Here is a 22641-nt window from a genome sequence, read left to right on the forward strand (position 1 = left end):
TCCGGCCTTGTGGGAGCTGGCCTTGCCAGCGATGCCGAGACCACGCAACAGCTGACTTGACCCGCGATCCAGACGCTGCGTATCGGTTAGAATGGCGCCCTCGTTGACTCAGAAGTTCACTATGTCCGAACCTGTCGATTCCCATCCGCTTGCCGACTTACCCCTGGATCAACTGGTGGCGTGTCACGAATGTGACCTGCTGATGCGCAAGCCTGTGCTCAAGCTGGATGAAAAAGCGCATTGCCCGCGCTGCGGCTACGAGCTTTATGCGCACCGTCACAATGTCGTTCAACGCAGCCTGGCACTGGTCCTTGCCGCCTTGCTGCTCTACATACCGGCCAACTTTCTGCCCATCATGCAACTCCATCTGTTGGGCCAGAGCTCCAATGACACGGTCTGGAGCGGCGTGGTGGGCTTGTACAACACCGGCATGGCCGAAGTGGCAGTGGTGGTATTCCTCTGCAGCATGGCCATCCCCTTGCTCAAGCTGCTGTGCCAGCTGGCGGTGCTGTTGAGTATTCGTCTGAACATCGGCCGCAGTTACGGTTTGTTGCTTTACCGGATTTATCACCATCTGCGCGACTGGGGCATGCTCGAGGTGTATTTCATGGGCGTGCTGGTGGCGATGGTCAAGTTGGTCGAACTGGCGGAGTTGAGTCTCGGCCTCGGGCTGGCCTGTTTTATCAGTTTGCTTTTGGTGCAGGTGTGGCTGGAGGTGGTGATGTCACCCCACCAGATCTGGAGTGCTTTATCGGGGGAAGACCTGCATGCGTGCGATTGATGCTGGAATTCTGATTTGTGGCGAGTGCCATGAACTGAATCGCCAGGAGCCTGAGTGTGACTCGCAAACCTGCAGTCGTTGCGGGGCGATTGTGCATGCGCGGCGGCCGAACAGCCTGGCGCGAACCTGGGCTTTGCTGCTCACCTCGGCAATTCTCTACATCCCGGCCAACGTGCTGCCGATCATGACTGTCAGTACGCTGGGGCAGGGGGCACCGGACACCATCATGTCCGGTGTCATCACCCTGATTAAGTTCGGCATGTTGCCGATTGCTGCGGTGGTGTTCATTGCCAGTATTCTGGTGCCCACCTTCAAGTTGGTGGGTATCGGCTTGCTGCTCTATTCGGTGCAGCGCAAGCAGCCACTGTCTGCGCGGCAACGCATTCTGATGTACCGCTTTATTGAATTTATCGGACGCTGGTCGATGCTCGACATCTTCGTGATCGCCATTTTGGTGGCGGTGGTGAACTTTGGCAGGATCGCCAGTATCGAAGCCAACCTGGGCGCCGTCGCCTTCGCCAGTGTGGTGATTCTGACGATGCTCGCTGCAGTAACTTTCGATCCCCGACTGATTTGGGATAACACGGAGTCGGATGACGACCATGAGTGATTTGCCTACGGCTAGAACCCGCCCAGCTTCGAACTGGTCGGCCATATGGATATTGCCCCTGATCGCCCTGGTCATTGGCGGCTGGCTTGGCTGGCAGGCCTACCGCGAATCAGGGGTGAACATTCAGGTTCGCTTCGAGAGCGGCGAGGGCATTGTTGCCAACAAAACCGAGGTGGTCTTCAAGGGCATGTCGGTGGGCAAGGTGAAAGAGCTGGTGCTGGATGCCAAGGGCAGCAACACCGGTGTTATCGCCACCATTGAAATGAACAAGGAAGCCGAGCCACACCTCAATACCGGCACACGTTTCTGGCTGGTCAAGCCGAGTGTCACGCTGGCTGGCATCACCGGTCTGGAGACCCTGGTATCGGGTAATTACATTGCCGTGAGTCCAGGTACGGGCGAGCCAAGCAAACGTTTCAAGGCGCTGGATGAGGCGCCGCCGTTGTCTGATGCCGAGCCAGGGCTGCACCTGACCCTCAAGGCGGACCGACTGGGCTCACTCAACCGCGACAGCCCGGTGTTCTACAAACAGATCCAGGTCGGCAAGGTGAAAAGCTACCGCCTGGCCGAAGATCAGGGCACCGTGGAGATCAAGGTCTTCATTGAGCCGGCCTACACCAGCCTGGTGCGCAAACACACGCGCTTCTGGAACGCCAGTGGCATCAGTATCGATGCCGACCTGTCCGGGGTGAAAGTGCGCAGTGAGTCGCTGGCCAGCATCGTTGCCGGCGGTATTGCCTTTGCGACGCCGGAACACCGTAAGGACAGCCCGCCAACCGATCCGAACCTGCCGTTCCGCTTGTTTGAAGACTTCGATGCTGCCCAGGCGGGTATCAAGGTCAAGGTCAAGCTGAGCGACTTCGAAGGGCTGCAGGCCGGGCGAACGCCGGTGATGTACAAAGGCATCCAGGTCGGCTCGCTGAAAACCCTGAAAGTCGATGCTGACCTCACCAGTGCCGTAGCCGAATTGACCCTGGACCCATTGGCCGAAGACTACCTGGTAGACGGCACCCAGTTCTGGGTGGTCAAGCCGTCCATCTCCCTGGCCGGGATCACCGGTCTGGAGGCGCTGGTCAAGGGTAACTACATTGCCATCCGGCCGGGTGACAAAGGTGCTTCTCCACAGCGCGAGTTCGAGGCCCGGGACAAAGCGCCGCCGCTGGACCTGAAAGCGCCGGGGCTGCACCTGGTGCTGTTCAGTGACAACCTCGGTTCGCTGGAGGTTGGCAGTCCGGTGCTCTACCGTCAGGTCAAGGTCGGTACCGTACAGAGCTACCAGTTCTCCAAGAAGAGCAAGCGTCTGCTGATTGGTGTGCACATCGAGAAGGAGTACGCCAAGCTGGTCAACGGCTCGACGCGATTCTGGAATGCCAGCGGTATCACCCTCACCGGTGGCTTGTCGGGCGTGCAGATCAAGAGCGAATCGCTACAGAGCCTGATGGCGGGCGGTATCGCTTTCGATACGCCGATACCGAATGTGCCGCTCAAGCGCCGGATTCCGAGTTTCCGCCTGAATGTGGATCAGGAGGCGGCCAATCGCAGTGGCACCACCGTGACCATTCGGGTCGAGCGGGCTGATGGCCTCAAGGTCGGCACCCCGGTGCGCTTCAAGGGCCTGGATGTTGGCAAGGTCGAGCAGGTCGATCTGACCGATGATATGCAGGCGGTGCTGCTCAAGGCGCGGATTACCGAGGTGCCCGAGCGCATTGCGCGTGAAGGTACGCAGTTCTGGGTGGTCAAGCCGGCCCTGGGTATCGTCAAGACCGCGAACCTGGAAACGCTGGTGACGGGGCAGTATCTGGAAGTGCAGCCCGCCTCGAAGAACCTGGGGCCGCAGCGCACGTTCAATGCGTTGCCACAAGCGCCGGACTTCTCCGCGCGTGAGCCGGGTCTGGCGTTGGTGCTCAGTGCGCCGCGGCGAGGTTCGATCAAGCCGGGTGTGCCAGTCACCTATCGTGAGATCCCGGTGGGCAAGGTGACCGGCTTCGAATTGGGGCAGACCGCAGACCGCGTGCTGATTCATATCCTTATCGAGCCGCGCTATGCCGCCCTGGTGCGTGGCGGTAGCCGATTCTGGAACAGCAGTGGCTTTGGCTTTGACTTCGGCTTGTTCAAGGGGGCTACGGTGCGTACCGAGTCGCTGGAGACCTTGATCGAGGGCGGTATTGCCTTTGCAACGCCAGATGGCGAGAAGATGGGTAACCCGGCTCGACCGCAGCAGACCTTTGCCTTGTTCGACAAGGCTGAGGACGAATGGCTGCAGTGGGCACCGAAGATTCAGATCGGTAAGTAACAGCGTCAATCGCGGGGCAAACCCGCTCCCACCGGGGGATGTACGAACGGTGGGAGCGGGCTTGCCCCGCGATGCTTCTAATGACAACCGACAAATCGCAGGCAATAAAAAACCGACCCTAGGGTCGGTTTTTTAACAAGCGTGTCGCTTAGGCAGCTGCAGCTTCTTTCAGCGCCTTGATGTGGCCATTCAGACGGCCTTTATGGCGAGCAGCCTTGTTCTTGTGGATGATGCCTTTATCGGCCATACGGTCGATAACAGGAACAGCCAGAGTGTAAGCAGCTTGCGCTTTTTCGGCGTCTTTTGCGTCGATGGCTTTAACTACATTCTTGATGTAGGTACGAACCATGGAACGCAGGCTGGCGTTGTGGCTGCGACGCTTCTCAGCCTGTTTTGCACGTTTTTTGGCGGAAGGTGAGTTGGCCACCGTCGAGCTCCTCGAAAGACTTGGTAAATAGCAAACAAAATAGGCCGCGAATCATGCCGATGAGTTAATCGGTTGTCAAGGGCACTTGCATGGATCCGCTGAGTGGTTGTTCCTGACAAGGGAGTGATTCCCTTCTGCGGTACGACCTGTAAACTCGGGAGCTTTTGCTCTGCTTGCGTTGCGGCGCGGAGTATCGCACAACTGGGCGCGTTCCGGCACAGCCCTTTATCTTTAGGCGTAAAAAACTTTCAATGAACCTTCTGAAATCCCTGGCCGCGGTCAGCTCCATCACCATGATTTCGCGGGTGTTGGGCTTTGTGCGCGACACCATCCTGGCGCGGGTGTTCGGTGCCGGCGTGGCAACCGACGCCTTTTTCATCGCCTTCAAATTGCCCAACCTGCTGCGGCGGATCTTCGCCGAGGGCGCATTTTCCCAGGCGTTCGTGCCGATCCTGGCTGAGTACAAGACCCAGCAGGGCGACGAAGCGACACGCACCTTCATTGCCTATGTCAGCGGTTTGCTGACCCTGGTACTGGCTCTGGTGACCGCGCTCGGCATACTCGCCGCGCCCTGGGTGGTGTGGGTCACTGCACCGGGCTTTGTCAGCAGTGGTGAAAAATTCGAGCTGACCACCAACCTGTTGCGGGTGACCTTCCCTTATATATTGCTCATCTCGCTATCGTCGCTGGCCGGGGCCATTCTCAATACCTGGAACCGATTTTCGGTGCCGGCCTTCGTGCCGACCCTGCTCAATGTGGCGATGATCGGCTTTACCCTGTTCCTCACCCCGTACTTCGATCCGCCGATCATGGCCCTGGCCTGGGGCGTCTTGGCCGGCGGTCTGGCGCAGCTGCTGTACCAGCTGCCACATCTGAAGAAGATCGGCATGCTCGTGCTGCCGCGCCTCAATCTGCGTGATTCGGGTGTGTGGCGGGTGCTCAAGCAGATGCTGCCAGCGATCCTCGGCGTGTCGGTGAGCCAGATTTCGCTGATCATCAACACCATCTTCGCCTCGTTCCTGGTGGCCGGCTCGGTGTCGTGGATGTACTACGCCGACCGTCTGATGGAGCTGCCTTCCGGGGTGCTCGGCGTGGCGCTGGGCACCATCTTGCTGCCGACCCTGGCCAAGACCTACGCCAACCGCGACCGTCATGAGTACTCGCGGATCCTCGACTGGGGCCTGCGCCTGTGCTTCCTGCTGGTGCTGCCATGCACCCTGGCCATGGCGATCCTCGCCGAGCCGTTGACCGTGGCACTGTTCCAGTACGGCAAATTCAGCGCACACGACGCCGCCATGACCCAGCGTGCCCTGATTGCCTATTCGGTCGGCCTGTTGGCGATCATTCTGGTCAAGGTGCTGGCCCCTGGCTTCTATGCCCAGCAGAACATCCGTACTCCGGTTAAAATCGCCGTATTCACCCTGGTCTGCACCCAGCTGTTCAACTTGATGTTCATTACTCACCTGCAACATGCAGGGTTGGCCCTGGCGATCAGCCTCGGCGCCTGCCTGAATGCCGGTCTGTTGTACTGGAAACTGCGCCAGCAGCAGCTGTTCCAGCCACAGCCGGGCTGGGGTAAGTTCCTTGCCAAGCTGGTCCTGGCGGTGCTGTTGATGTCGGCGGTACTGCTGGTGGGCATGCATTACATGCCAGCCTGGGAAGAAGGCCAGATGCTTGAACGTTTCCTGCGTCTGGGCGTGTTGATACTGGCGGGTGTAGTGACTTATTTCGGCAGTCTGTTCGTGTTTGGTTTCCGTCCGCGTGACTTTGCCCGCAAGGCACTGCATTGAGCGGCGACTACGGCCAGACGTCGGTTTTATCTATTCCACGCCTCGGGGTGACGCTGCTGCCTGTCGTCCGCGCCCGGGTGTGGTTATAATCGACCACTTTATGAGCAAGAAGCGCGTTATGCAGCTGGTTCGAGGCCTTCACAACCTGCGCCCCCAGCACCGGGGCTGTGTCGCCACTATTGGCAACTTCGACGGTGTTCACCGTGGCCACCAGGCAATCCTGGCGCGCCTGCGTGAGCGAGCGGTAGAGCTGGGCGTACCCAGCTGCGTGGTGATTTTCGAGCCGCAGCCGCGAGAATACTTTGCTCCGGACACCGCGCCGGCGCGCCTGGCCCGCTTGCGTGACAAGGTCGCGCTGCTGGCCGCTGAAGGCGTGGACCGGGTGCTGTGCCTGGCGTTCAACCAGCGCCTGAGCAAGCTCAGCGCCGCCGAGTTCGTCGATACCATCCTGGTCGACGGCCTGGGGGTCAAGCACCTGGAAGTTGGTGATGATTTCCGCTTTGGGTGCGACCGGGTCGGCGACTTCGAGTTTCTCCAGCAAGCCGGCTTGAGCCAGGGCTTCACCGTTGAAGCGGCGCAGACCGTCGAGCTCGATGGCCTGCGGGTCAGCAGCACGCAAGTGCGCCAGGCCCTGGCCAACGCTGACTTCGCGCTCGCTGAACGTCTGCTCGGGCGCCCGTACCGCATCAGCGGTCGCGTCTTGCACGGGCAGAAGCTGGCACGCCAACTGGGCACACCGACTGCCAACATACAACTCAAGCGTCGTCGTGTACCGCTGAGCGGGGTTTACCTGGTCAGTGTCGAACTCGATGGCAAGGCCTGGCCCGGCGTCGCCAACATCGGCGTGCGGCCAACCGTTTCCGGGGATGGCAGTGCCCACCTGGAAGTGCATCTCCTTGATTACGCCGGCGATCTCTATGGCCGGCGCCTGACGGTGGAATTCCACCACAAGCTGCGTGAAGAGCAGCGTTTCGCCTCCCTGGAGGCGCTGAAGTCGGCGATCGATGCGGATATCGCCGCCGCACGTGCCCATTGGCACGCTCAACCGCTAACGAAGAGCCTGAAATGACCGACTATAAAGCCACGCTAAACCTTCCGGACACCGCCTTCCCGATGAAGGCCGGCCTGCCACAGCGCGAACCGCAGATTCTGCAGCGCTGGGACAGCATTGGCCTGTACCAGAAGCTGCGCGAAATTGGCAAGGATCGTCCGAAGTTCGTGCTGCACGACGGCCCGCCCTACGCCAACGGCAAGATTCACATCGGTCATGCGCTGAACAAGATTCTCAAGGACATGATTGTCCGCTCCAAGACCCTGTCCGGTTTCGATGCCCCGTACGTCCCGGGCTGGGACTGCCACGGCCTGCCGATCGAGCACAAGGTCGAAGTGACCCATGGCAAGCACCTGACCGCGGACAAGACCCGCGAGCTGTGCCGTGCCTACGCTGCCGAGCAGATCGAAGGGCAGAAGACCGAGTTCATCCGCCTGGGTGTGCTGGGTGACTGGGACAATCCTTACAAGACCATGAACTTTGCCAACGAAGCCGGTGAAATCCGCGCCCTGGCCGAGATGGTCAAGCACGGCTTCGTGTTCAAGGGCCTCAAGCCTGTGAACTGGTGCTTCGATTGCGGTTCGGCCCTGGCCGAAGCCGAGGTCGAATACGCCGACAAGAAATCGCAGACCATCGACGTGGCTTTCCCGATCGTCGATGACGCCAAGCTGGCCGCCGCGTTCGGCCTGGGCTCGCTGGCCAAACCGGCTTCGATCGTGATCTGGACCACCACCCCGTGGACCATCCCGGCCAACCAGGCGCTGAACGTTCACCCGGAGTTCAAGTACGCCTTGGTCGACGTCGGCGACAAGCTGCTGGTGCTGGCTGAAGAGCTGGTCGAGTCGTGCCTGAAGCGCTACGCGCTGGAAGGTTCGGTAGTCGCCACCGCAGCAGGTTCGGCGCTGGAACTGATCAATTTCCGCCATCCGTTCTACGACCGCCTGTCGCCGGTTTACCTGGCTGACTACGTCGAACTCGGCGCCGGTACTGGCGTGGTTCACTCCTCGCCAGCCTACGGCGAAGACGACTTCGTGACCTGCAAGCGCTATGGCATGGTCAACGACGACATCCTGACCCCGGTGCAAAGCAACGGTGTCTACGTGCCATCGCTGGAATTCTTCGGCGGCCAGTTCATCTGGAAAGCCAACCCGGCGATCGTCGAGAAACTTTCGGAAGTCGGTGCGCTGATGTACACCGAAACCATCAGCCACAGCTACATGCACTGCTGGCGCCACAAGACCCCGCTGATCTACCGCGCCACCGCGCAGTGGTTCGTCGGCATGGACAAGCAGCCAGACAACGGCGAGACCCTGCGCAAGCGTGCGGTCAAAGCCATCGAAGACACCAAGTTCGTCCCGGCCTGGGGCCAGGCGCGCCTGCATTCGATGATCGCCAACCGTCCGGACTGGTGCATCTCGCGTCAGCGTAACTGGGGCGTACCGATTCCGTTCTTCCTCAACAAACAGACCGGCGAGCTGCACCCGCGCACCGTCGAGCTGATGGAAGAAGTGGCCAAGCGCGTCGAGAAAGAGGGCATCGAAGCCTGGTTCAAACTGGACGCCGCCGAGCTGATCGGTGACGAGGCCGCTCAGTACGACAAGATCGCTGACACCCTCGATGTCTGGTTCGACTCCGGCACCACGCACTGGCACGTCCTGCGTGGTTCGCACAGCATCGGTCACGACACCGGCCCGCGTGCCGACCTGTACCTGGAAGGTTCCGACCAGCACCGCGGCTGGTTCCATTCCTCGCTGCTGACTGGCTGCGCCATCGACAACCACGCACCGTACCGCGAGCTGCTGACCCACGGTTTCACCGTCGACGAAAACGGCCGCAAGATGTCCAAGTCGCTGGGTAACACCATCGAGCCGCAGAAGGTCAACGACACCCTCGGTGCCGACATCCTGCGCCTATGGGTTTCGGCCACCGACTACTCCGGCGAGATGGCGGTTTCCGAGCAGATCCTGCAGCGCAGTGCCGACGCCTACCGGCGTATCCGCAACACCGCGCGCTTCCTGCTCTCCAACCTGTCCGGCTTCGACCCGGCCCGCGACCTGCTGCCGGCCGAAGACATGCTGGCGCTGGACCGCTGGGCGGTCGACCGTACCCTGCTGCTGCAGCGCGAGCTGGAAGAGCACTACGGCGAATACCGCTTCTGGAACGTCTACTCGAAGATCCACAACTTCTGCGTACAGGAGCTGGGTGGCTTCTACCTGGACATCATCAAGGACCGTCAGTACACCACTGGCGCCAACAGTGTTGCCCGCCGTTCCTGCCAGACCGCGCTGTACCACATCAGCGAAGCGCTGGTGCGCTGGATCGCGCCGATCCTGGCCTTCACCGCCGACGAGCTGTGGCAGTACCTGCCGGGCGAGCGCAACGAGTCGGTGATGCTCAACACCTGGTACCAGGGTCTGACCGAGCTGCCGGAAGGCTTCGAACTGGGTCGCGCCTACTGGGACCGTGTGATGGCGGCCAAGACTGCGGTCAACAAGGAACTGGAGAACCAGCGTTCGGCCAAGGCCATCGGTGGCAACCTGCAAGCCGAAGTCACGCTGTTCGCCGACGACGCCCTGAGCGCCGACCTGAACAAGCTGGGCGACGAGCTGCGCTTCGTGCTGATCACCTCGGCCGCCAGCGTTGCGCCGTTCGTCCAGGCGCCAGCCGATGCGGTCGAGACTGAAGTGCCTGGCCTTAAACTGAAAGTGGTCAAGTCCGGTCATGCCAAGTGCGGCCGTTGCTGGCATTTCCGCGCCGACGTCGGGGCGAACCCGGAGCATCCGGAAATCTGTGCCCGTTGCGCCGACAACATCAGCGGCAACGGCGAGGTGCGTCACTATGCCTAACCCTGCTGCAGGGCGCTTCGGGCGCCTTGGCTGGCTCTGGCTGAGCCTGCTGGTCCTGGTCCTCGACCAGACCAGCAAGGTCTACTTCGAGGGTGCGCTGAGCCTGTACCAGCAGATTGTGGTCATCCCTGACTACTTCAGCTGGACCCTGGCCTACAACACCGGAGCCGCCTTCAGCTTCCTGGCTGACAGCTCCGGCTGGCAGCGCTGGCTGTTTGCCCTGATCGCCCTGGTGGTCAGCGGCGTGCTGGTGGTCTGGCTCAAGCGCCTGGGGCGCAACGAGACCTGGCTGGCGGTAGCGCTGGCGCTGGTGCTTGGCGGCGCTCTGGGTAACCTGTACGACCGTATCGTGCTGGGCCATGTGGTCGACTTCATCCTCGTCCACTGGCAGAACCGCTGGTATTTCCCGGCCTTCAACCTGGCCGACAGCGCCATTACCGTGGGTGCGGTGATGCTGGCGCTGGATATGTTCAAGAGCAAGAAGTCCGGAGAACCCGTCCATGACTGAGACCCGCATTGGCCAGAACACCGAAGTGAAACTGCACTTCGCGCTGCACCTGGAAAACGGCGATACCGTCGACAGCACCTTTGACAAGGCGCCGGCGGTATTCAAGGTCGGCGACGGCAACCTGCTGCCGGGCTTTGAAGCGGCCATTTTCGGCTTCAAGGCCGGTGACAAGCGCACCGTTACCGTCGAACCGGAAAACGCCTTCGGCCAGCCCAATCCGCAGAACGTGCAGATCATGCCACGCTCGCAGTTCAACGATATGGAGCTTTCCGAAGGTCTGCTGGTGATCTTCAACGACGCTGCCAATGCCGAGCTGCCGGGTGTGGTCAAGGCGTTCGATGACGCCCAGGTGACCATCGATTTCAACCATCCACTGGCCGGCAAAACCCTGAGCTTTGAGGTGCAAATCCTCGAAGTCACAGCGCTTTGAGCCCGGAGCCGAGCATGCAAATCAAACTCGCCAACCCTCGCGGCTTCTGCGCGGGCGTGGATCGGGCGATCGAGATCGTCAACCGCGCCCTGGAAGTCTTCGGCCCGCCGATCTATGTGCGTCACGAAGTGGTGCACAACAAGTTCGTGGTCGAAGACCTGCGCGCCCGCGGCGCCATCTTTGTCGAAGAGCTGGATCAAGTACCGGATGATGTCATTGTCATCTTCAGCGCCCACGGTGTTTCCCAGGCAGTGCGCCAGGAAGCGGCCGGGCGCGGTCTGAAGGTGTTCGATGCCACCTGCCCGCTGGTCACCAAGGTGCATATCGAGGTGGCGCGCTACAGCCGCGACGGCCGCGAATGCATCCTGATCGGCCATGAAGGTCATCCGGAAGTCGAAGGCACCATGGGGCAGTACGACGCCAGTAACGGCGGCGCGATCTACCTGGTCGAAGACGAGGAAGATGTAGCCCAGTTGCAGGTCAATAACCCGGACAAACTGGCCTTCGTGACCCAGACGACGCTGTCGATGGATGACACCAGCCGGGTGATCGATGCTTTGCGTACGCGCTTCCCGAACATCGGTGGCCCGCGCAAGGACGATATCTGCTACGCCACCCAGAACCGCCAGGACGCGGTGAAACAGCTGGCCGACGAATGCGATGTGGTCCTGGTAGTGGGCAGCCCGAACAGCTCCAACTCCAACCGCCTGCGTGAGCTGGCCGAGCGTATGTCGACGCCGGCTTACCTGATCGACGGTGCCGAAGACCTGCAGAAAAGCTGGTTCGATGGTGTCGAGCGCATCGGTATCACGGCCGGTGCCTCGGCGCCGGAAGTACTGGTGCGCGGTGTGATCGAGCAACTCAGGGCGTGGGGCGCCACCGGTGCCGAAGAGCTCGATGGCCGCGAAGAGAACATCACTTTCTCGATGCCCAAGGAACTGCGCGTTCGTTCACTGATCTGACCCGGCGGCTGCGCACAGCGGCTCCTTGATCAGCGCATCGCGCAGGCTGACTCTGCCGGTGTGCGACAGCACCACCTGATAGTGACTCAGCGCTTCGGGACGTTGGCAAACATGCAACGTCCCGGCCTGAAACGCGCCGCCCCCGCGTAGCGGCACGCCCAGGCCATTGAAGCGCACCTGCCGGGCCACCGGCTGGTTTCCAATAATGAGCGTTCGTCCATTGCTGCGCCATTCGTGCAGCAGTTGCGGACTGTCGTGCTCGACAATCATCTGCCAGCCTTTACTCCAGTCCGACTCCAGTGCTTGCAGGCGCACGTTGCTATTGCGTAGCAGCGCCTCACTGCGCGCGGTGCGCAGCGCCTGGGCCAGGTCCTTGGCGGCGACCTGCCGCTGTAGTCCGGTACTCATGTTGTTGTAGGCCGGGATGCTCATCTGCGTAAGCAGGCCGAGCAGGGCCGATGCGAACAAGATTTGTATCAGTGTTACGCCCTGTTGCTTCACCGTGCATTCCTCCCTGGAAGTGCTTCGCTATAGATTCAAAGCCGACGTTGCTGGTGTCCAGTCGGCCGGGTTGGCAAAGGGCTGTGGAAAAGTCTCGGGAGGTTGGCCATGGATGGCTGGCAGCAACAAGGCATGACGTTGATTGAAGTGCTGGTGGCGATGGCCGTGTTGGGGCTGGGCCTGTTTGCCGCCGCCGGTTTGCAGGTGCAGGCCTTGCAGGCCACTGAAAGCGCACTACGCAGTACCCAGGCGGCCTATCTGGCCCATGGCGTACTTGAGCAGGCCCGTGCTGGCGAGGCTTTACGCAATAAGGACGCTGGGCAATGAGCAGGCAAGCGGGTTTCAGTCTGCTGGAAGCGTTGCTGGCCCTGAGCCTGGGCTTGCTGGTGCTGCTCGGTGGCAATCGCCTGTTTATTGCCGCGAGCCAGTCCTGGCAGGCGCAAGAGGCGGCGGCGCGGATGCAGGAGGATGCGCGCCACGCTCTGCAGCGTCTGGCCCAGAGCATTCGCATGGCCGGAATGTTCGGCTGCCTGCGTCACGATGCCATGGTCTTCGACGACCCCTTGGCTGCCGACGCATTTGCGCAGCCTGTGCAACTCACGCGCGGTGCGGATGGGCGTCTGCTGCGTCTGAGCCTGATCAGTGCCGAGGTCGTGCAGGCCAGTGGGCGGCCGGACTGGACCCTGGTCACCGACTGTCGAACGCAGGCCCATGTGTATGCAGGTATTCGCGCCCCTGAGGTGGGGCAGTTTGCCGTTCCCATCCGTCGTCAGGACTACCGGCTAGTCGCCAACGAACTGCGCCTGCGTAGTGGAGCAAGCGATGGCACCCTGGTGGACGGGGTCGATGAGCTGCAGCTTGATCTGGTCAGGGACGGCTCCTTGGGTATTTCCGGCGTGCACCTGGGCCTGACCCTTGTCGACGCACAGCAACGTGTCAGGCCACAGACTTATCGAACGAGCATTGCCCTGGGCAATCCGTTGGATGGCTCATGAGGCAGCGAGGCCTGGTACTGCTGTTGAGCCTTGCGTTGGTGTTACTGCTGGGGTTGCTCGGGTTATCGGCGCTCGGCAGTGCGATCCAGCAGGAGCGCATGGCACGCAACCTGTCGAGCACGTTGCAAGCGTTCGAACAGGCGCAACAACTGCTGCAGCAGGCAGAGTCCAGGGCGCTGGAGCTGGCAGGGCCACGTTGTGAGTTTTGCCTGCCGCCCCCGGAAGCCGGTGTGATCACCTCGGGCGGCGTGTATGCGGGTACGGGTGCAAGCTCCGGACTGTCTTGGCAGGCAGGTGATCGCGGCTTCTATCTCATTCAGTCCTTGGGGGAGAGCACCAAAGCCAGGCAGATGCCGCCAGACCTCAAGGTAGCGCTGTATCGAATCACTGCCGTGGCGCGCGATGGCAGCGCCCGCAGTGTGCTGGAGAGCGTGATCGCGCAACCCGTCGGGCCAGCGCCGCAGCACGGGCGACGGATCCTTTGGCGGCAGGTCTATTGAGGAGCAGGTGAATGAAGCCGCAGAAAGGATTGAGCCTGATCGAACTGTTGATTGTCATCGCCGTGGTCGGCATTCTGGCGGGCATTGCCTACCCCGGTTACAACGACCAGATCAGAAAAGCTGCACGCACGGAAATTGTCGGCTTGCTGTTCGCCAGTGCGCAGCAGCTGGAGCGCCATTACTCACGTGCAGGTCAGTACAGCGATGATGAAACGCTGGTGACGCCACTGGCGAGCGGGACCGCTCACTATCGTTTGCAAGCGGTACGCGACAAGGAGTCTTTCACCCTGCTGGCACGACGTCTCCCTGGTGGCCTGATGAAGGCTGATCCGTGTGGTGACTATGTGCTTGAGCAGACGGGTGTGCGCGGCAATCCCGAGAGCATCGGGGATGCCGGCAGTGGTTGCTGGGGTGGCTGAAGCCTTTCGCGATTTACTTCAGAAGTTGGATCGATAGATGACCAAGCAAGTAGTGATAGTCGGCGGCGGAGTGATCGGCCTGCTGACGGCGTTCAACCTGGCGGCCGAGGTCGAGCAGGTGGTGCTGTGCGATCGCGGTGAGCTGGGGCAGGAATCGTCCTGGGCCGGTGGTGGCATTGTGTCGCCGCTTTACCCCTGGCGCTACAGCCCGGCAGTGACGGCCTTGGCGCACTGGTCGCAGGATTTTTATCCACAGCTGGGCGAGCGTCTGTTTGCCAGTACCGGGGTCGATCCCGAGGTGCATACCACCGGCCTGTACTGGCTGGATCTGGATGACGAAGCCGAGGCCCTGGCCTGGGCCGAGCGGGAAGGGCGGCCATTGAGTGCAGTGGATATCTCGGCGGCCTACGACGCTGTGCCAGTACTGGGCGCGGGTTTCCACCGGGCGATCTACATGGCCGGCGTGGCCAACGTGCGTAACCCGCGCCTGGTCAAATCGCTCAAGGCGGCGCTGCAGGCGATGCCGAATGTGAGTATTCGCGAGCATTGTGAAATCACTGGATTCAGCCAGGACGGCGGACGAATCACCGGTGTCGAGACTGTTGACGGTGTAATTGCCGGTGATCGTGTCGTACTGACTGCTGGCGCCTGGAGTGGCGATCTGCTGCGCCCCTTGGGTCTGGAGCTGCCAGTCGAGCCGGTCAAAGGGCAGATGATTCTGTTCAAGTGCGCCGAAGATTTCCTGCCAAGCATGGTGTTGGCCAAGGGGCGTTATGCGATCCCGCGGCGCGATGGTCATATTCTGGTGGGCAGTACCCTGGAGCATGCCGGATACGACAAGACCCCGACCGCCGAGGCCCTGGAAAGCCTCAAGGCTTCAGCCATCGAGTTGCTCCCGGCGCTGGCCGACGCCACGCCGGTTGGCCATTGGGCGGGTTTGCGTCCGGGTTCGCCCGAGGGCATTCCCTATATAGGTGAAGTGCCGGGCTGGGAAGGTTTGTGGCTGAACTGCGGGCATTACCGCAATGGCCTGGTGCTGGCGCCGGCGTCTTGCCAGCTGTTTGCCGATCTGTTGCTGGGCCGTGAACCGATCATCGATCCACGGCCTTATGCGCCGGCAGGGCGGTTGGTCAGGGAGTAGGGGACATCGCGGGGCAAGCCCGCTCCCACAGAGAGAGGCTCGGTGGGAGCGGGCTTGCCCCGCGATAAAACGGCTGATTCAGCGCTGATCGCCGGGCCCTTGCTCCAGATGCGCCTGGCTGCAATACCACTGGCTGCCCAGACGCAGGGCGCGGTCATTGGGCAGGTGCACGCCGCAATGGGCGCAGCGCACCATTTTCAACGGGTCTTCGAGGCTGTTGTCGGGCTTGGCAGCGTTGCTGGCCTTGAACTTGCGCCACAGCCAGAAAGCGGCGGCAATCAGGGCGATCCAGAAAAGTAGGCGAACCATGGTGTCCAGCTTTATCAGTGAAGAGCCTTTAGTCTAGGGCTCGGGCATGAAAAAAGGGAGGCCTTGGCCTCCCTTTATCTGTTGCATGATCGATCAGTCGAACACGCCAAAGGTCATGTAGCTGAACCAGGAGCGGTCGTCGTTGTTGCCTTCCGCTTCGTGTTGCTCTTCTTCGACGGCGTCGCTGTTCTCTGGCAGCAGTTCGGCCGGAATCGCTTCCTTGGCGTCTTCATACTGCTTGATCACGTCCTGGTTGGCGCGGGTTTCGCCCGGCGGCAGCGGTGCTTCGGTCTCGATCAGACCGAGGGTAGCCTTGGACAGCCAGGAGCGGTTGTCGGCTTCATCCTGCTTGGGCTGGAACTGGCCGTCGACCAGGCTCGGGTGATCCGGGTAGTTGAGCTTGAGGGTTTCCAGGCTGGTAGCGGCCAGTTCGTCCAAGTGCAGACGCATGTAGGCTTCGGTCATCACCGCCAGGCCGTCGCCGACCGATGGAGTTTCCTGGAAGTTCTCGACCACGTAGCGGCCACGGTTGGCGGCGGCGACATAGGCCTGACGGCTCAGGTAGTAGTCGGCGACGTGGATTTCGTAGGACGCCAGCAGGTTGCGCAGGTAGATCATGCGCTGCTTGGCATCGGGCGAGTAACGGCTGTTGGGGAAGCGGCTGGTCAGCTGGGCGAACTCGTTGTACGAGTCGCGGGCAGCACCCGGGTCACGCTTGGTCATGTCCAGCGGCAGAAAGCGCGCCAGCAGGCCACGGTCCTGATCGAAGGAGGTCAGGCCCTTGAGGTAGTAGGCGTAGTCGACGTTCGGGTGCTGAGGGTGCAAGCGAATGAAACGCTCGGCGGCCGATTTGGCGGCTTCTGGCTCGGCGTTCTTGTAGTTCGCGTAGATCAGCTCGAGCTGGGCCTGATCGGCATAGCGGCCGAACGGATAGCGCGATTCCAGCGCTTTGAGCTTGCTGGTGGCGCTGGTGTAGCTGTGGTTGTCCAGATCGGCCTGCGCCTGCTGGTACAGCTCGGCTTCGCTCAGGTTTTCGTCGACGACTTCCTTCGAAGAACAAGCAGCGGTCAGTCCGAGGATGGCGATCAGCAGCAGGTGTTTCACTTGCATGGCGGCTTGCGTCCCTATGACGGCCGCTGTCTTGGGCGTGGCCGTCCTGTTATGATGAGCACCCCGATGAAACTTGCGGGGCAAAAGACGTCGTATTTAACCACAAGCGTGCAGTCGAAACCAAAGGCTGTGCCGCCCGCTGATTCGAGCATGTCCGAGATCATTCAACTTAGCGCAGAGGTGCCGTCCGAATTGGGCGGGCAACGCCTCGACCAAGTCGCCGCCCAATTGTTCGCTGAGCACTCGCGCTCGCGCCTTTCCACCTGGATCAAGGAGGGGCGCCTGACGGTCGATGGCGCCGTCCTGCGTCCGCGCGATATCGTCCACGGCGGCTCGCTGCTGGCCCTTGAGGCCGAGCAGGAAGCCCAGGGCGAGTGGGTGGCCCAGGACATCGAACTGGATATCGTCTATGAAGACGACCACATCCTGGTGATCAACAAGCCCGCCGGGCTGGTGGTTCACCCGGCTGCGGGCCACGCCGATGGCACCCTGCTCAACGCGCTGCTGCACCACGTGCCGGACATCATCAACGTCCCGCGCGCCGGCATCGTCCACCGCCTGGACAAGGACACCACCGGTCTGATGGTGGTGGCCAAGACCATCCAGGCGCAGACCCAGCTGGTCGCCCAGTTGCAAAGCCGCAGTGTCAGCCGCATCTATGAATGCATCGTGATCGGTGTCGTCACCGCCGGTGGCAAGATCAACGCCCCGATCGGCCGTCATGGCGGGCAACGTCAGCGCATGGCGGTGACCGAAGGCGGCAAGCCGGCTGTCAGCCACTACCGTGTGCTGGAGCGCTTCCGTTCGCATACCCATGTGCGGGTCAAGCTGGAAACCGGGCGTACCCACCAGATTCGCGTGCACATGGCTCATGTGAACTTCCCGTTGGTCGGTGATCCGGTCTACGGCGGTCGCTTCCGTATTCCGCCAGCCGCCAGCCAGACCATGGTCGAAGCGCTCAAGACCTTCCCGCGTCAGGCCCTGCATGCGCGCTTCCTGGAGCTGGATCACCCGGTGACCGGCGAGCGCATGGGCTGGGAGTCGTCGCTGCCGGACGATTTCGTCTGGCTGCTGTCGCTGCTCAAGCAGGACCGCGAGGCGTTCGTCGGATGAGTGCGCTGACGCACGCCCTGCTGATCCCGGACTGGCCTGCGCCAGCCGCGGTTCGCGCGTGCGTCACCACCCGTTCTGGCGGGGTCAGCCTGCCGCCTTATGAAAGCTTTAACCTCGGTGACCATGTCGGCGATGCGCCGGATGCGGTGACCGAGAACCGTCGGCGCCTGACCGCCGAGTTCGGCATCCAGCCGGCCTGGCTCAAGCAGGTGCACGGTGTGGTGGTGGCAGATGCCGAGCCGAGCGTAATCGCCGAAGCCGACGCCAGCTGGACCGCCACCCCAGGCATCGCCTGTACGGTGATGACCGCCGATTGCCTGCCGTTGCTGTTCTGCGACCGTGCCGGTACCCGTGTCGCGGCAGCCCATGCCGGTTGGCGCGGTCTGGCCAGCGGGGTTATCGAAGCCACCCTTGACCGCCTGAACCTGCTGCCAGAAGAGGTGCTGGTGTGGTTGGGCCCGGCGATCGGCCCGCAAGCCTTCGAAGTCGGTCTGGAAGTGCGCGATGCCTTCACGACCGTTCATCCGGAAACTGCCCAGGCTTTTGTGCCCGGTGCACGCCCGGATAAACTGATGGCCGACATCTATACCCTGGCGCGCCTGCGTCTGGCCGCTCGTGGCGTAAATGCGGTGTATGGCGGTGGTTTGTGCACCGTCAGCGATCCTCGCTTCTATTCTTATCGGCGCACCCCGCAAGGTGGGCGCTTCGCCTCATTGATCTGGCTGGCCCCGCGCTGACCTGAATCAACCCCGCTAAGCTTGAATCCGCCAGAATCACCCTCATCTAATGGGGTATCTCAGGCAGGTTTATCTTCATCAGGTGTGTCCATCGCTCCGGCCTGCCCATAAAAGGAAGGTAACTTATGCGAATAGACCGTTTGACCAGCAAATTACAGCTGGCGTTATCCGACTCCCAATCCCTGGCCGTTGGTATGGACCATCCCGCCATCGAGCCTGCGCACCTGCTGCAAGCGTTGATCGATCAGCAAGGTGGTTCGATCAAGCCGCTGCTGATGCAGGTCGGCTTTGACGTCAACAGCCTGCGCAAGGCGTTGAGCAAAGAGCTCGACCAACTGCCGAAAATCCAGAACCCGACCGGCGACGTGAACATGTCGCAGGACCTGGCGCGCCTGCTCAACCAGGCCGACCGCCTGGCCCAGCAGAAGGGCGACCAGTTCATCTCCAGTGAACTGGTGCTGCTCGCCGCCATGGACGAGAACAGCAAGCTGGGCAAATTGCTGCTGAGCCAGGGCGTGACCAAGAAAGCCCTGGAAAACGCCATCAGCAACCTGCGTGGCGGTGAGGCAGTCAACGACCCGAACGCCGAGGAGTCGCGTCAGGCCCTGGACAAGTACACCGTCGACCTGACCAAGCGTGCCGAAGACGGCAAGCTCGATCCGGTGATTGGCCGTGACGACGAAATCCGCCGGACCATTCAGGTGCTGCAGCGCCGGACCAAGAACAACCCGGTGCTGATCGGTGAGCCTGGCGTGGGTAAAACCGCCATCGCCGAAGGCCTGGCCCAGCGCATCATCAACGGCGAAGTGCCGGATGGCCTCAAAGGCAAGCGTCTGCTGTCGCTGGACATGGGCGCACTGATTGCCGGTGCCAAGTTCCGCGGTGAGTTCGAGGAGCGCCTCAAAGCGCTGCTCAATGAGCTGTCCAAGCAGGAAGGGCAGATCATTCTGTTCATCGACGAACTGCACACCATGGTCGGCGCCGGTAAAGGTGAAGGCTCTATGGACGCCGGCAACATGCTCAAGCCGGCCCTGGCCCGCGGTGAGCTGCACTGCGTCGGTGCCACGACCCTGAACGAGTACCGCCAGTACATCGAGAAAGACGCGGCCCTGGAGCGGCGCTTCCAGAAAGTACTGGTAGAGGAGCCGAGCGAGGAAGACACCATCGCCATCCTGCGTGGCCTCAAAGAGCGTTACGAGGTGCACCACAAGGTGGCGATCACCGACGGCGCGATCATTGCCGCGGCCAAGCTCAGCCATCGCTACATTACTGACCGGCAGCTGCCGGACAAGGCCATCGACCTGGTGGACGAAGCGGCCAGCCGCATTCGTATGGAGATCGACTCCAAGCCGGAAGTGCTCGATCGCCTGGAGCGCCGCCTGATTCAACTGAAGGTTGAATCCCAGGCGCTGAAGAAAGAAGAAGACGAAGCCGCTATCAAGCGTCTGGAAAAGCTGACCGAAGAGATTGCCCGGCTGGAGCGTGAATACGCTGACCTGGAAGAAGTCTGGACCTCGGAAAAAGCCGAAGTGCAGGGCTCTGCGCAGATCCAGCAGAAAATCGAGCAGTCGCGCCAGGAGCTGGAAACCGCACGGCGCAAAGGCGACCTCAGCCGCATGGCCGAGCTGCAGTACGGGGTGATCCCGGACCTGGAGCGCAGCCTGCAGATGGTCGACCAGCATGGCAAGGCCGAGAACCAGCTGCTGCGTAACAAGGTGACCGAAGAGGAAATCGCTGAAGTCGTCTCCAAGTGGACCGGTATTCCGGTTGCCAAGATGCTTGAAGGCGAGCGGGAAAAACTGCTGAAGATGGAAAGCCTGCTGCACCAGCGTGTGATCGGTCAGGAAGAGGCAGTGGTTGCGGTCTCCAACGCCGTTCGTCGTTCGCGCGCCGGCTTGTCCGACCCAAACCGGCCAAGTGGCTCGTTCCTGTTCCTCGGCCCGACCGGGGTAGGTAAGACCGAGCTGTGTAAAGCCCTGGCCGAGTTCCTGTTCGACACCGAAGAGGCGATGGTACGTATCGACATGTCCGAGTTCATGGAGAAACACTCCGTGGCCCGTCTGATCGGTGCGCCACCGGGCTACGTCGGTTACGAGGAGGGCGGTTACCTGACCGAAGCGGTACGGCGCAAACCGTATGCCGTGGTGCTGCTCGACGAGGTTGAAAAGGCCCACCCGGATGTGTTCAACGTGTTGCTGCAGGTGCTTGAAGACGGTCGCCTGACCGACAGCCACGGACGCACGGTGGATTTCCGTAATACCGTGATCGTGATGACCTCCAACCTCGGTTCGGCACAGATCCAGGACCTGGTCGGTGATCGCGAAGCGCAACGGGCTGCGGTGATGGACGCGGTGGGTGCGCATTTCCGCCCAGAGTTCATCAACCGTATCGACGAAGTGGTGGTGTTCGAGCCGCTGGGCCGCGATCAGATCGCTGGCATCACCCAGATCCAGTTGGGCCGTCTGCGCAGCCGTCTGGCTGAGCGCGACCTGAGCCTGGAGCTGAGCGACGAAGCGCTGGATAAACTGATCGCCGTCGGTTACGACCCGGTCTATGGCGCACGGCCGTTGAAACGGGCGATTCAGCGCTGGATCGAGAACCCGTTGGCGCAGCTGATCCTGGCTGGCAAGTTCCTGCCAGGCACCGGGATTACCGCCAAGGTCGAGGGCGAGGAAATCGTCTTCGCCTGATTTTTCGGGTGGTTACGCTAAGGCCTCGAAATTCGAGGCCTTTTTTCTTTGCATTTTTTCTCGAGTGCTTGTAAAGTGCGCCCCGCTGTATGTCGCCCCGCAGGTTTCCAGCAAAATCGGGAATCTGAAAAAAAGTTGCAAATCAGTAAGTTGAATGCAAATTAGGGGTTGACAAGGGTTTTGAAGGTTGTAGAATAGCGCGCCTCAGAGACATGAACGCAGCGATGCACAAGGTCGAAGGGTTCGAAGCGGTAGTGATACAGTTTTCGAAATTGCAGTACTTGAAATTGATAGTTCCGCGATAGCTCAGTCGGTAGAGCAAATGACTGTTAATCATTGGGTCCCAGGTTCGAGTCCTGGTCGCGGAGCCAAATTTCAAACCGGGGTATAGCGCAGTCCGGTAGCGCGCCTGCTTTGGGAGCAGGATGTCAGGAGTTCGAATCCCCTTACCCCGACCATTTTTGGGTCGTTAGCTCAGTTGGTAGAGCAGTTGGCTTTTAACCAATTGGTCGTAGGTTCGAATCCTACACGACCCACCATTTTTGAAGCCGGTACGCTGGGTTCAAATCTTAAAAGGTTGGATTGCCATTAGCGTCCAGCCGTAAAAAAGGCGCCTTAGTTGGTGCCTTTTTTTTACCGGGGTATAGCGCAGTCCGGTAGCGCGCCTGCTTTGGGAGCAGGATGTCAGGAGTTCGAATCCCCTTACCCCGACCATATTCAGAGAAAAGGGCACCTTGCAAAAGGTGCCCTTTTTTCGTTTCTGCAGCCCTGAATATTGCCTGCTACTATCCGCCAATATTCTGCAAGGGAGCTGCCCCATGACCCTCAAAGCCTCCGTATACATCGCCACCAGCCTCGATGGCTTCATCGCCCGTGCAAGCGGCGAGCTGGACTGGTTGATGGTTGCCACCAGTTCCAGCGACGACCACGGCTACGCCGCTTACATGGCGTCGGTCGATACCCTGGTCATGGGGCGCAACACCTACGAAAAAGTACTGACCTTTGGTGACTGGCCCTATCCGCACAAGCGCGTGGTGGTGTTGAGCACTACCCTGGGCCAGGCGCAGGGGGTCGAAGTGCATCCCGGGCCGATTGCCGAGCTGCTTGAGCATTTGCGCGACACAGGCGCCAGGAGCCTGTACCTCGATGGTGGTCAGGTGGTGCAGAGCTTCTTGCGTGAGGGGCGGGTGGATGAGCTGACCATCACCCGGATTCCGGTGTTGCTGGGCAGCGGGATCCCCCTGTTCGGGGCCTTGGCGGGGGATGTGAAGCTGCAGCATGTGCGCAGCACCACCTTCGAGAACGGTTTTGTGCAGAGTACCTATCGGGTACTTCGTTAATAGGGCTGCTTTGCAGCCCATCGCCGGCAATGCCGGCTCCCACATGTCCGGTGTTCACACTGACCTGTGGGAGCTGGCCTTGCCAGCG

At 61.1% G+C, this 22641-nt stretch carries 22 protein-coding genes and 4 tRNA genes; 22 read left to right on the top strand and 4 right to left on the bottom strand.

The window, feature by feature from the left end; translation table 11 throughout:
* Positions 1–121 precede the first annotated feature (121 nt).
* The 3 genes from NPS47_RS21950 to NPS47_RS21960 are packed head-to-tail and all read left to right on the top strand — an operon-like array spanning position 122 to position 3684.
* A complete protein-coding gene (locus NPS47_RS21950; RefSeq protein ID WP_274296865.1) occupies positions 122–781 on the top strand; it encodes a paraquat-inducible protein A in 660 nt (219 codons plus the stop codon).
* A complete protein-coding gene (locus tag NPS47_RS21955) occupies positions 768–1391 on the top strand; it encodes a paraquat-inducible protein A (protein ID WP_274296866.1) in 624 nt (207 codons plus the stop codon). The genes NPS47_RS21950 and NPS47_RS21955 overlap by 14 nt, the downstream gene beginning before the upstream one ends.
* The gene (locus NPS47_RS21960; protein ID WP_274296867.1) at positions 1384–3684 is read left to right on the top strand and encodes a PqiB family protein; all 2301 of its coding nucleotides are present in this window, start codon (positions 1384–1386) and stop codon (positions 3682–3684) included. The genes NPS47_RS21955 and NPS47_RS21960 overlap by 8 nt, the downstream gene beginning before the upstream one ends.
* Positions 3685–3832: 148 nt before the next feature.
* On the opposite strand, the gene rpsT is transcribed toward NPS47_RS21960, so the two are convergent.
* Positions 3833–4111, bottom strand: a complete 279-nt coding sequence (gene rpsT / locus NPS47_RS21965) for a 30S ribosomal protein S20 (protein WP_010220592.1) — start codon at positions 4109–4111, stop codon at positions 3833–3835.
* 251 nt (positions 4112–4362) lie between these two features.
* Between rpsT and murJ the strand changes: the two genes are divergently transcribed.
* From murJ to ispH, 6 genes are all read left to right on the top strand, one after another.
* On the top strand, positions 4363–5901 hold the full coding sequence (gene murJ / locus NPS47_RS21970; protein WP_274296868.1) for a murein biosynthesis integral membrane protein MurJ: 1539 nt from the start codon (positions 4363–4365) through the stop codon (positions 5899–5901).
* A 118-nt stretch (positions 5902–6019) separates the two neighbouring features.
* On the top strand, positions 6020–6970 hold the full coding sequence (ribF, locus tag NPS47_RS21975) for a bifunctional riboflavin kinase/FAD synthetase (RefSeq protein WP_274296869.1): 951 nt from the start codon (positions 6020–6022) through the stop codon (positions 6968–6970).
* Positions 6967–9798 carry an isoleucine--tRNA ligase gene (gene ileS / locus NPS47_RS21980; protein WP_274296870.1) on the top strand — a complete coding sequence of 944 codons (2832 nt, stop codon included), beginning with the start codon at positions 6967–6969 and terminating at the stop codon, positions 9796–9798. Before ribF ends, ileS begins: the two co-directional genes overlap by 4 nt.
* Positions 9791–10306 (top strand): signal peptidase II, encoded by a 516-nt coding sequence (gene lspA / locus NPS47_RS21985; RefSeq protein WP_274296871.1) that lies wholly within the window; start codon positions 9791–9793, stop codon positions 10304–10306. The genes ileS and lspA overlap by 8 nt, the downstream gene beginning before the upstream one ends.
* On the top strand, positions 10299–10736 hold the full coding sequence (fkpB, locus tag NPS47_RS21990; RefSeq protein ID WP_274296872.1) for an FKBP-type peptidyl-prolyl cis-trans isomerase: 438 nt from the start codon (positions 10299–10301) through the stop codon (positions 10734–10736). Before lspA ends, fkpB begins: the two co-directional genes overlap by 8 nt.
* Before the next feature lie 14 nt (positions 10737–10750).
* Entirely contained in the window at positions 10751–11698 is a 948-nt protein-coding gene (gene ispH / locus NPS47_RS21995) for a 4-hydroxy-3-methylbut-2-enyl diphosphate reductase (RefSeq protein WP_274296873.1), read from the top strand.
* Here ispH and NPS47_RS22000 read toward each other — a convergent pair.
* Positions 11687–12166, bottom strand: a complete 480-nt coding sequence (locus NPS47_RS22000) for a GspH/FimT family pseudopilin (RefSeq protein WP_274296874.1) — start codon at positions 12164–12166, stop codon at positions 11687–11689. The genes ispH and NPS47_RS22000 overlap by 12 nt on opposite strands.
* A 141-nt stretch (positions 12167–12307) precedes the next feature.
* On the opposite strand from NPS47_RS22000, the gene pilV reads away from it, so the two are divergent.
* The 5 genes from pilV to thiO are packed head-to-tail and all read left to right on the top strand — an operon-like array spanning position 12308 to position 15254.
* Positions 12308–12526 carry a type IV pilus modification protein PilV gene (gene pilV / locus NPS47_RS22005; protein ID WP_274296875.1) on the top strand — a complete coding sequence of 73 codons (219 nt, stop codon included), beginning with the start codon at positions 12308–12310 and terminating at the stop codon, positions 12524–12526.
* Positions 12523–13194 carry a prepilin-type N-terminal cleavage/methylation domain-containing protein gene (locus NPS47_RS22010; RefSeq protein WP_274296876.1) on the top strand — a complete coding sequence of 224 codons (672 nt, stop codon included), beginning with the start codon at positions 12523–12525 and terminating at the stop codon, positions 13192–13194. Before pilV ends, NPS47_RS22010 begins: the two co-directional genes overlap by 4 nt.
* Positions 13191–13694, top strand: a complete 504-nt coding sequence (locus NPS47_RS22015) for a hypothetical protein (RefSeq protein WP_274296877.1) — start codon at positions 13191–13193, stop codon at positions 13692–13694. The genes NPS47_RS22010 and NPS47_RS22015 overlap by 4 nt, the downstream gene beginning before the upstream one ends.
* An 11-nt stretch (positions 13695–13705) precedes the next feature.
* The gene (locus tag NPS47_RS22020) at positions 13706–14113 is read left to right on the top strand and encodes a type IV pilin protein (protein ID WP_274296878.1); all 408 of its coding nucleotides are present in this window, start codon (positions 13706–13708) and stop codon (positions 14111–14113) included.
* A gap of 37 nt (positions 14114–14150) precedes the next feature.
* Positions 14151–15254 (top strand): glycine oxidase ThiO, encoded by a 1104-nt coding sequence (gene thiO / locus NPS47_RS22025; RefSeq protein WP_274296879.1) that lies wholly within the window; start codon positions 14151–14153, stop codon positions 15252–15254.
* 78 nt (positions 15255–15332) lie between these two features.
* Here the strand turns inward: thiO and NPS47_RS22030 are convergent, their stop codons facing one another.
* Positions 15333–15563: a PP0621 family protein gene (locus tag NPS47_RS22030; RefSeq protein ID WP_274296880.1), complete on the bottom strand. Its 231-nt coding sequence runs from the start codon at positions 15561–15563 to the stop codon at positions 15333–15335.
* A gap of 93 nt (positions 15564–15656) precedes the next feature.
* Positions 15657–16673: an outer membrane protein assembly factor BamD gene (locus NPS47_RS22035; protein ID WP_274296881.1), complete on the bottom strand. Its 1017-nt coding sequence runs from the start codon at positions 16671–16673 to the stop codon at positions 15657–15659.
* A 150-nt stretch (positions 16674–16823) separates the two neighbouring features.
* Here NPS47_RS22035 and rluD point away from each other — a divergent pair, with 150 nt between their 5' ends.
* From rluD to NPS47_RS22075, 8 genes are all read left to right on the top strand, one after another.
* Positions 16824–17786 carry a 23S rRNA pseudouridine(1911/1915/1917) synthase RluD gene (gene rluD / locus NPS47_RS22040; protein ID WP_038606900.1) on the top strand — a complete coding sequence of 321 codons (963 nt, stop codon included), beginning with the start codon at positions 16824–16826 and terminating at the stop codon, positions 17784–17786.
* Positions 17783–18523, top strand: coding sequence for a peptidoglycan editing factor PgeF (gene pgeF / locus NPS47_RS22045; protein ID WP_274296882.1), 741 nt, complete (start codon positions 17783–17785; stop codon positions 18521–18523). The genes rluD and pgeF overlap by 4 nt, the downstream gene beginning before the upstream one ends.
* Positions 18524–18648: 125 nt before the next feature.
* The gene (gene clpB / locus NPS47_RS22050) at positions 18649–21213 is read left to right on the top strand and encodes an ATP-dependent chaperone ClpB (protein WP_274296883.1); all 2565 of its coding nucleotides are present in this window, start codon (positions 18649–18651) and stop codon (positions 21211–21213) included.
* Between the two features lie 295 nt (positions 21214–21508).
* Positions 21509–21584 (top strand) — tRNA-Asn (locus NPS47_RS22055).
* Positions 21585–21594: 10 nt separating this feature from the next.
* A tRNA-Pro gene (locus NPS47_RS22060) sits at positions 21595–21671 on the top strand.
* Between the two features lie 5 nt (positions 21672–21676).
* Positions 21677–21752: transfer RNA gene (locus tag NPS47_RS22065), tRNA-Lys, on the top strand.
* A 98-nt stretch (positions 21753–21850) separates the two neighbouring features.
* Positions 21851–21927 (top strand) — tRNA-Pro (locus NPS47_RS22070).
* Between the two features lie 104 nt (positions 21928–22031).
* Entirely contained in the window at positions 22032–22553 is a 522-nt protein-coding gene (locus NPS47_RS22075) for a dihydrofolate reductase family protein (protein WP_274296884.1), read from the top strand.
* Positions 22554–22641: the final 88 nt, after the last annotated feature.

The sequence above is a fragment of the Pseudomonas putida genome (assembly GCF_028682475.1).
Classification (GTDB): domain Bacteria; phylum Pseudomonadota; class Gammaproteobacteria; order Pseudomonadales; family Pseudomonadaceae; genus Aquipseudomonas; species Aquipseudomonas putida_AG.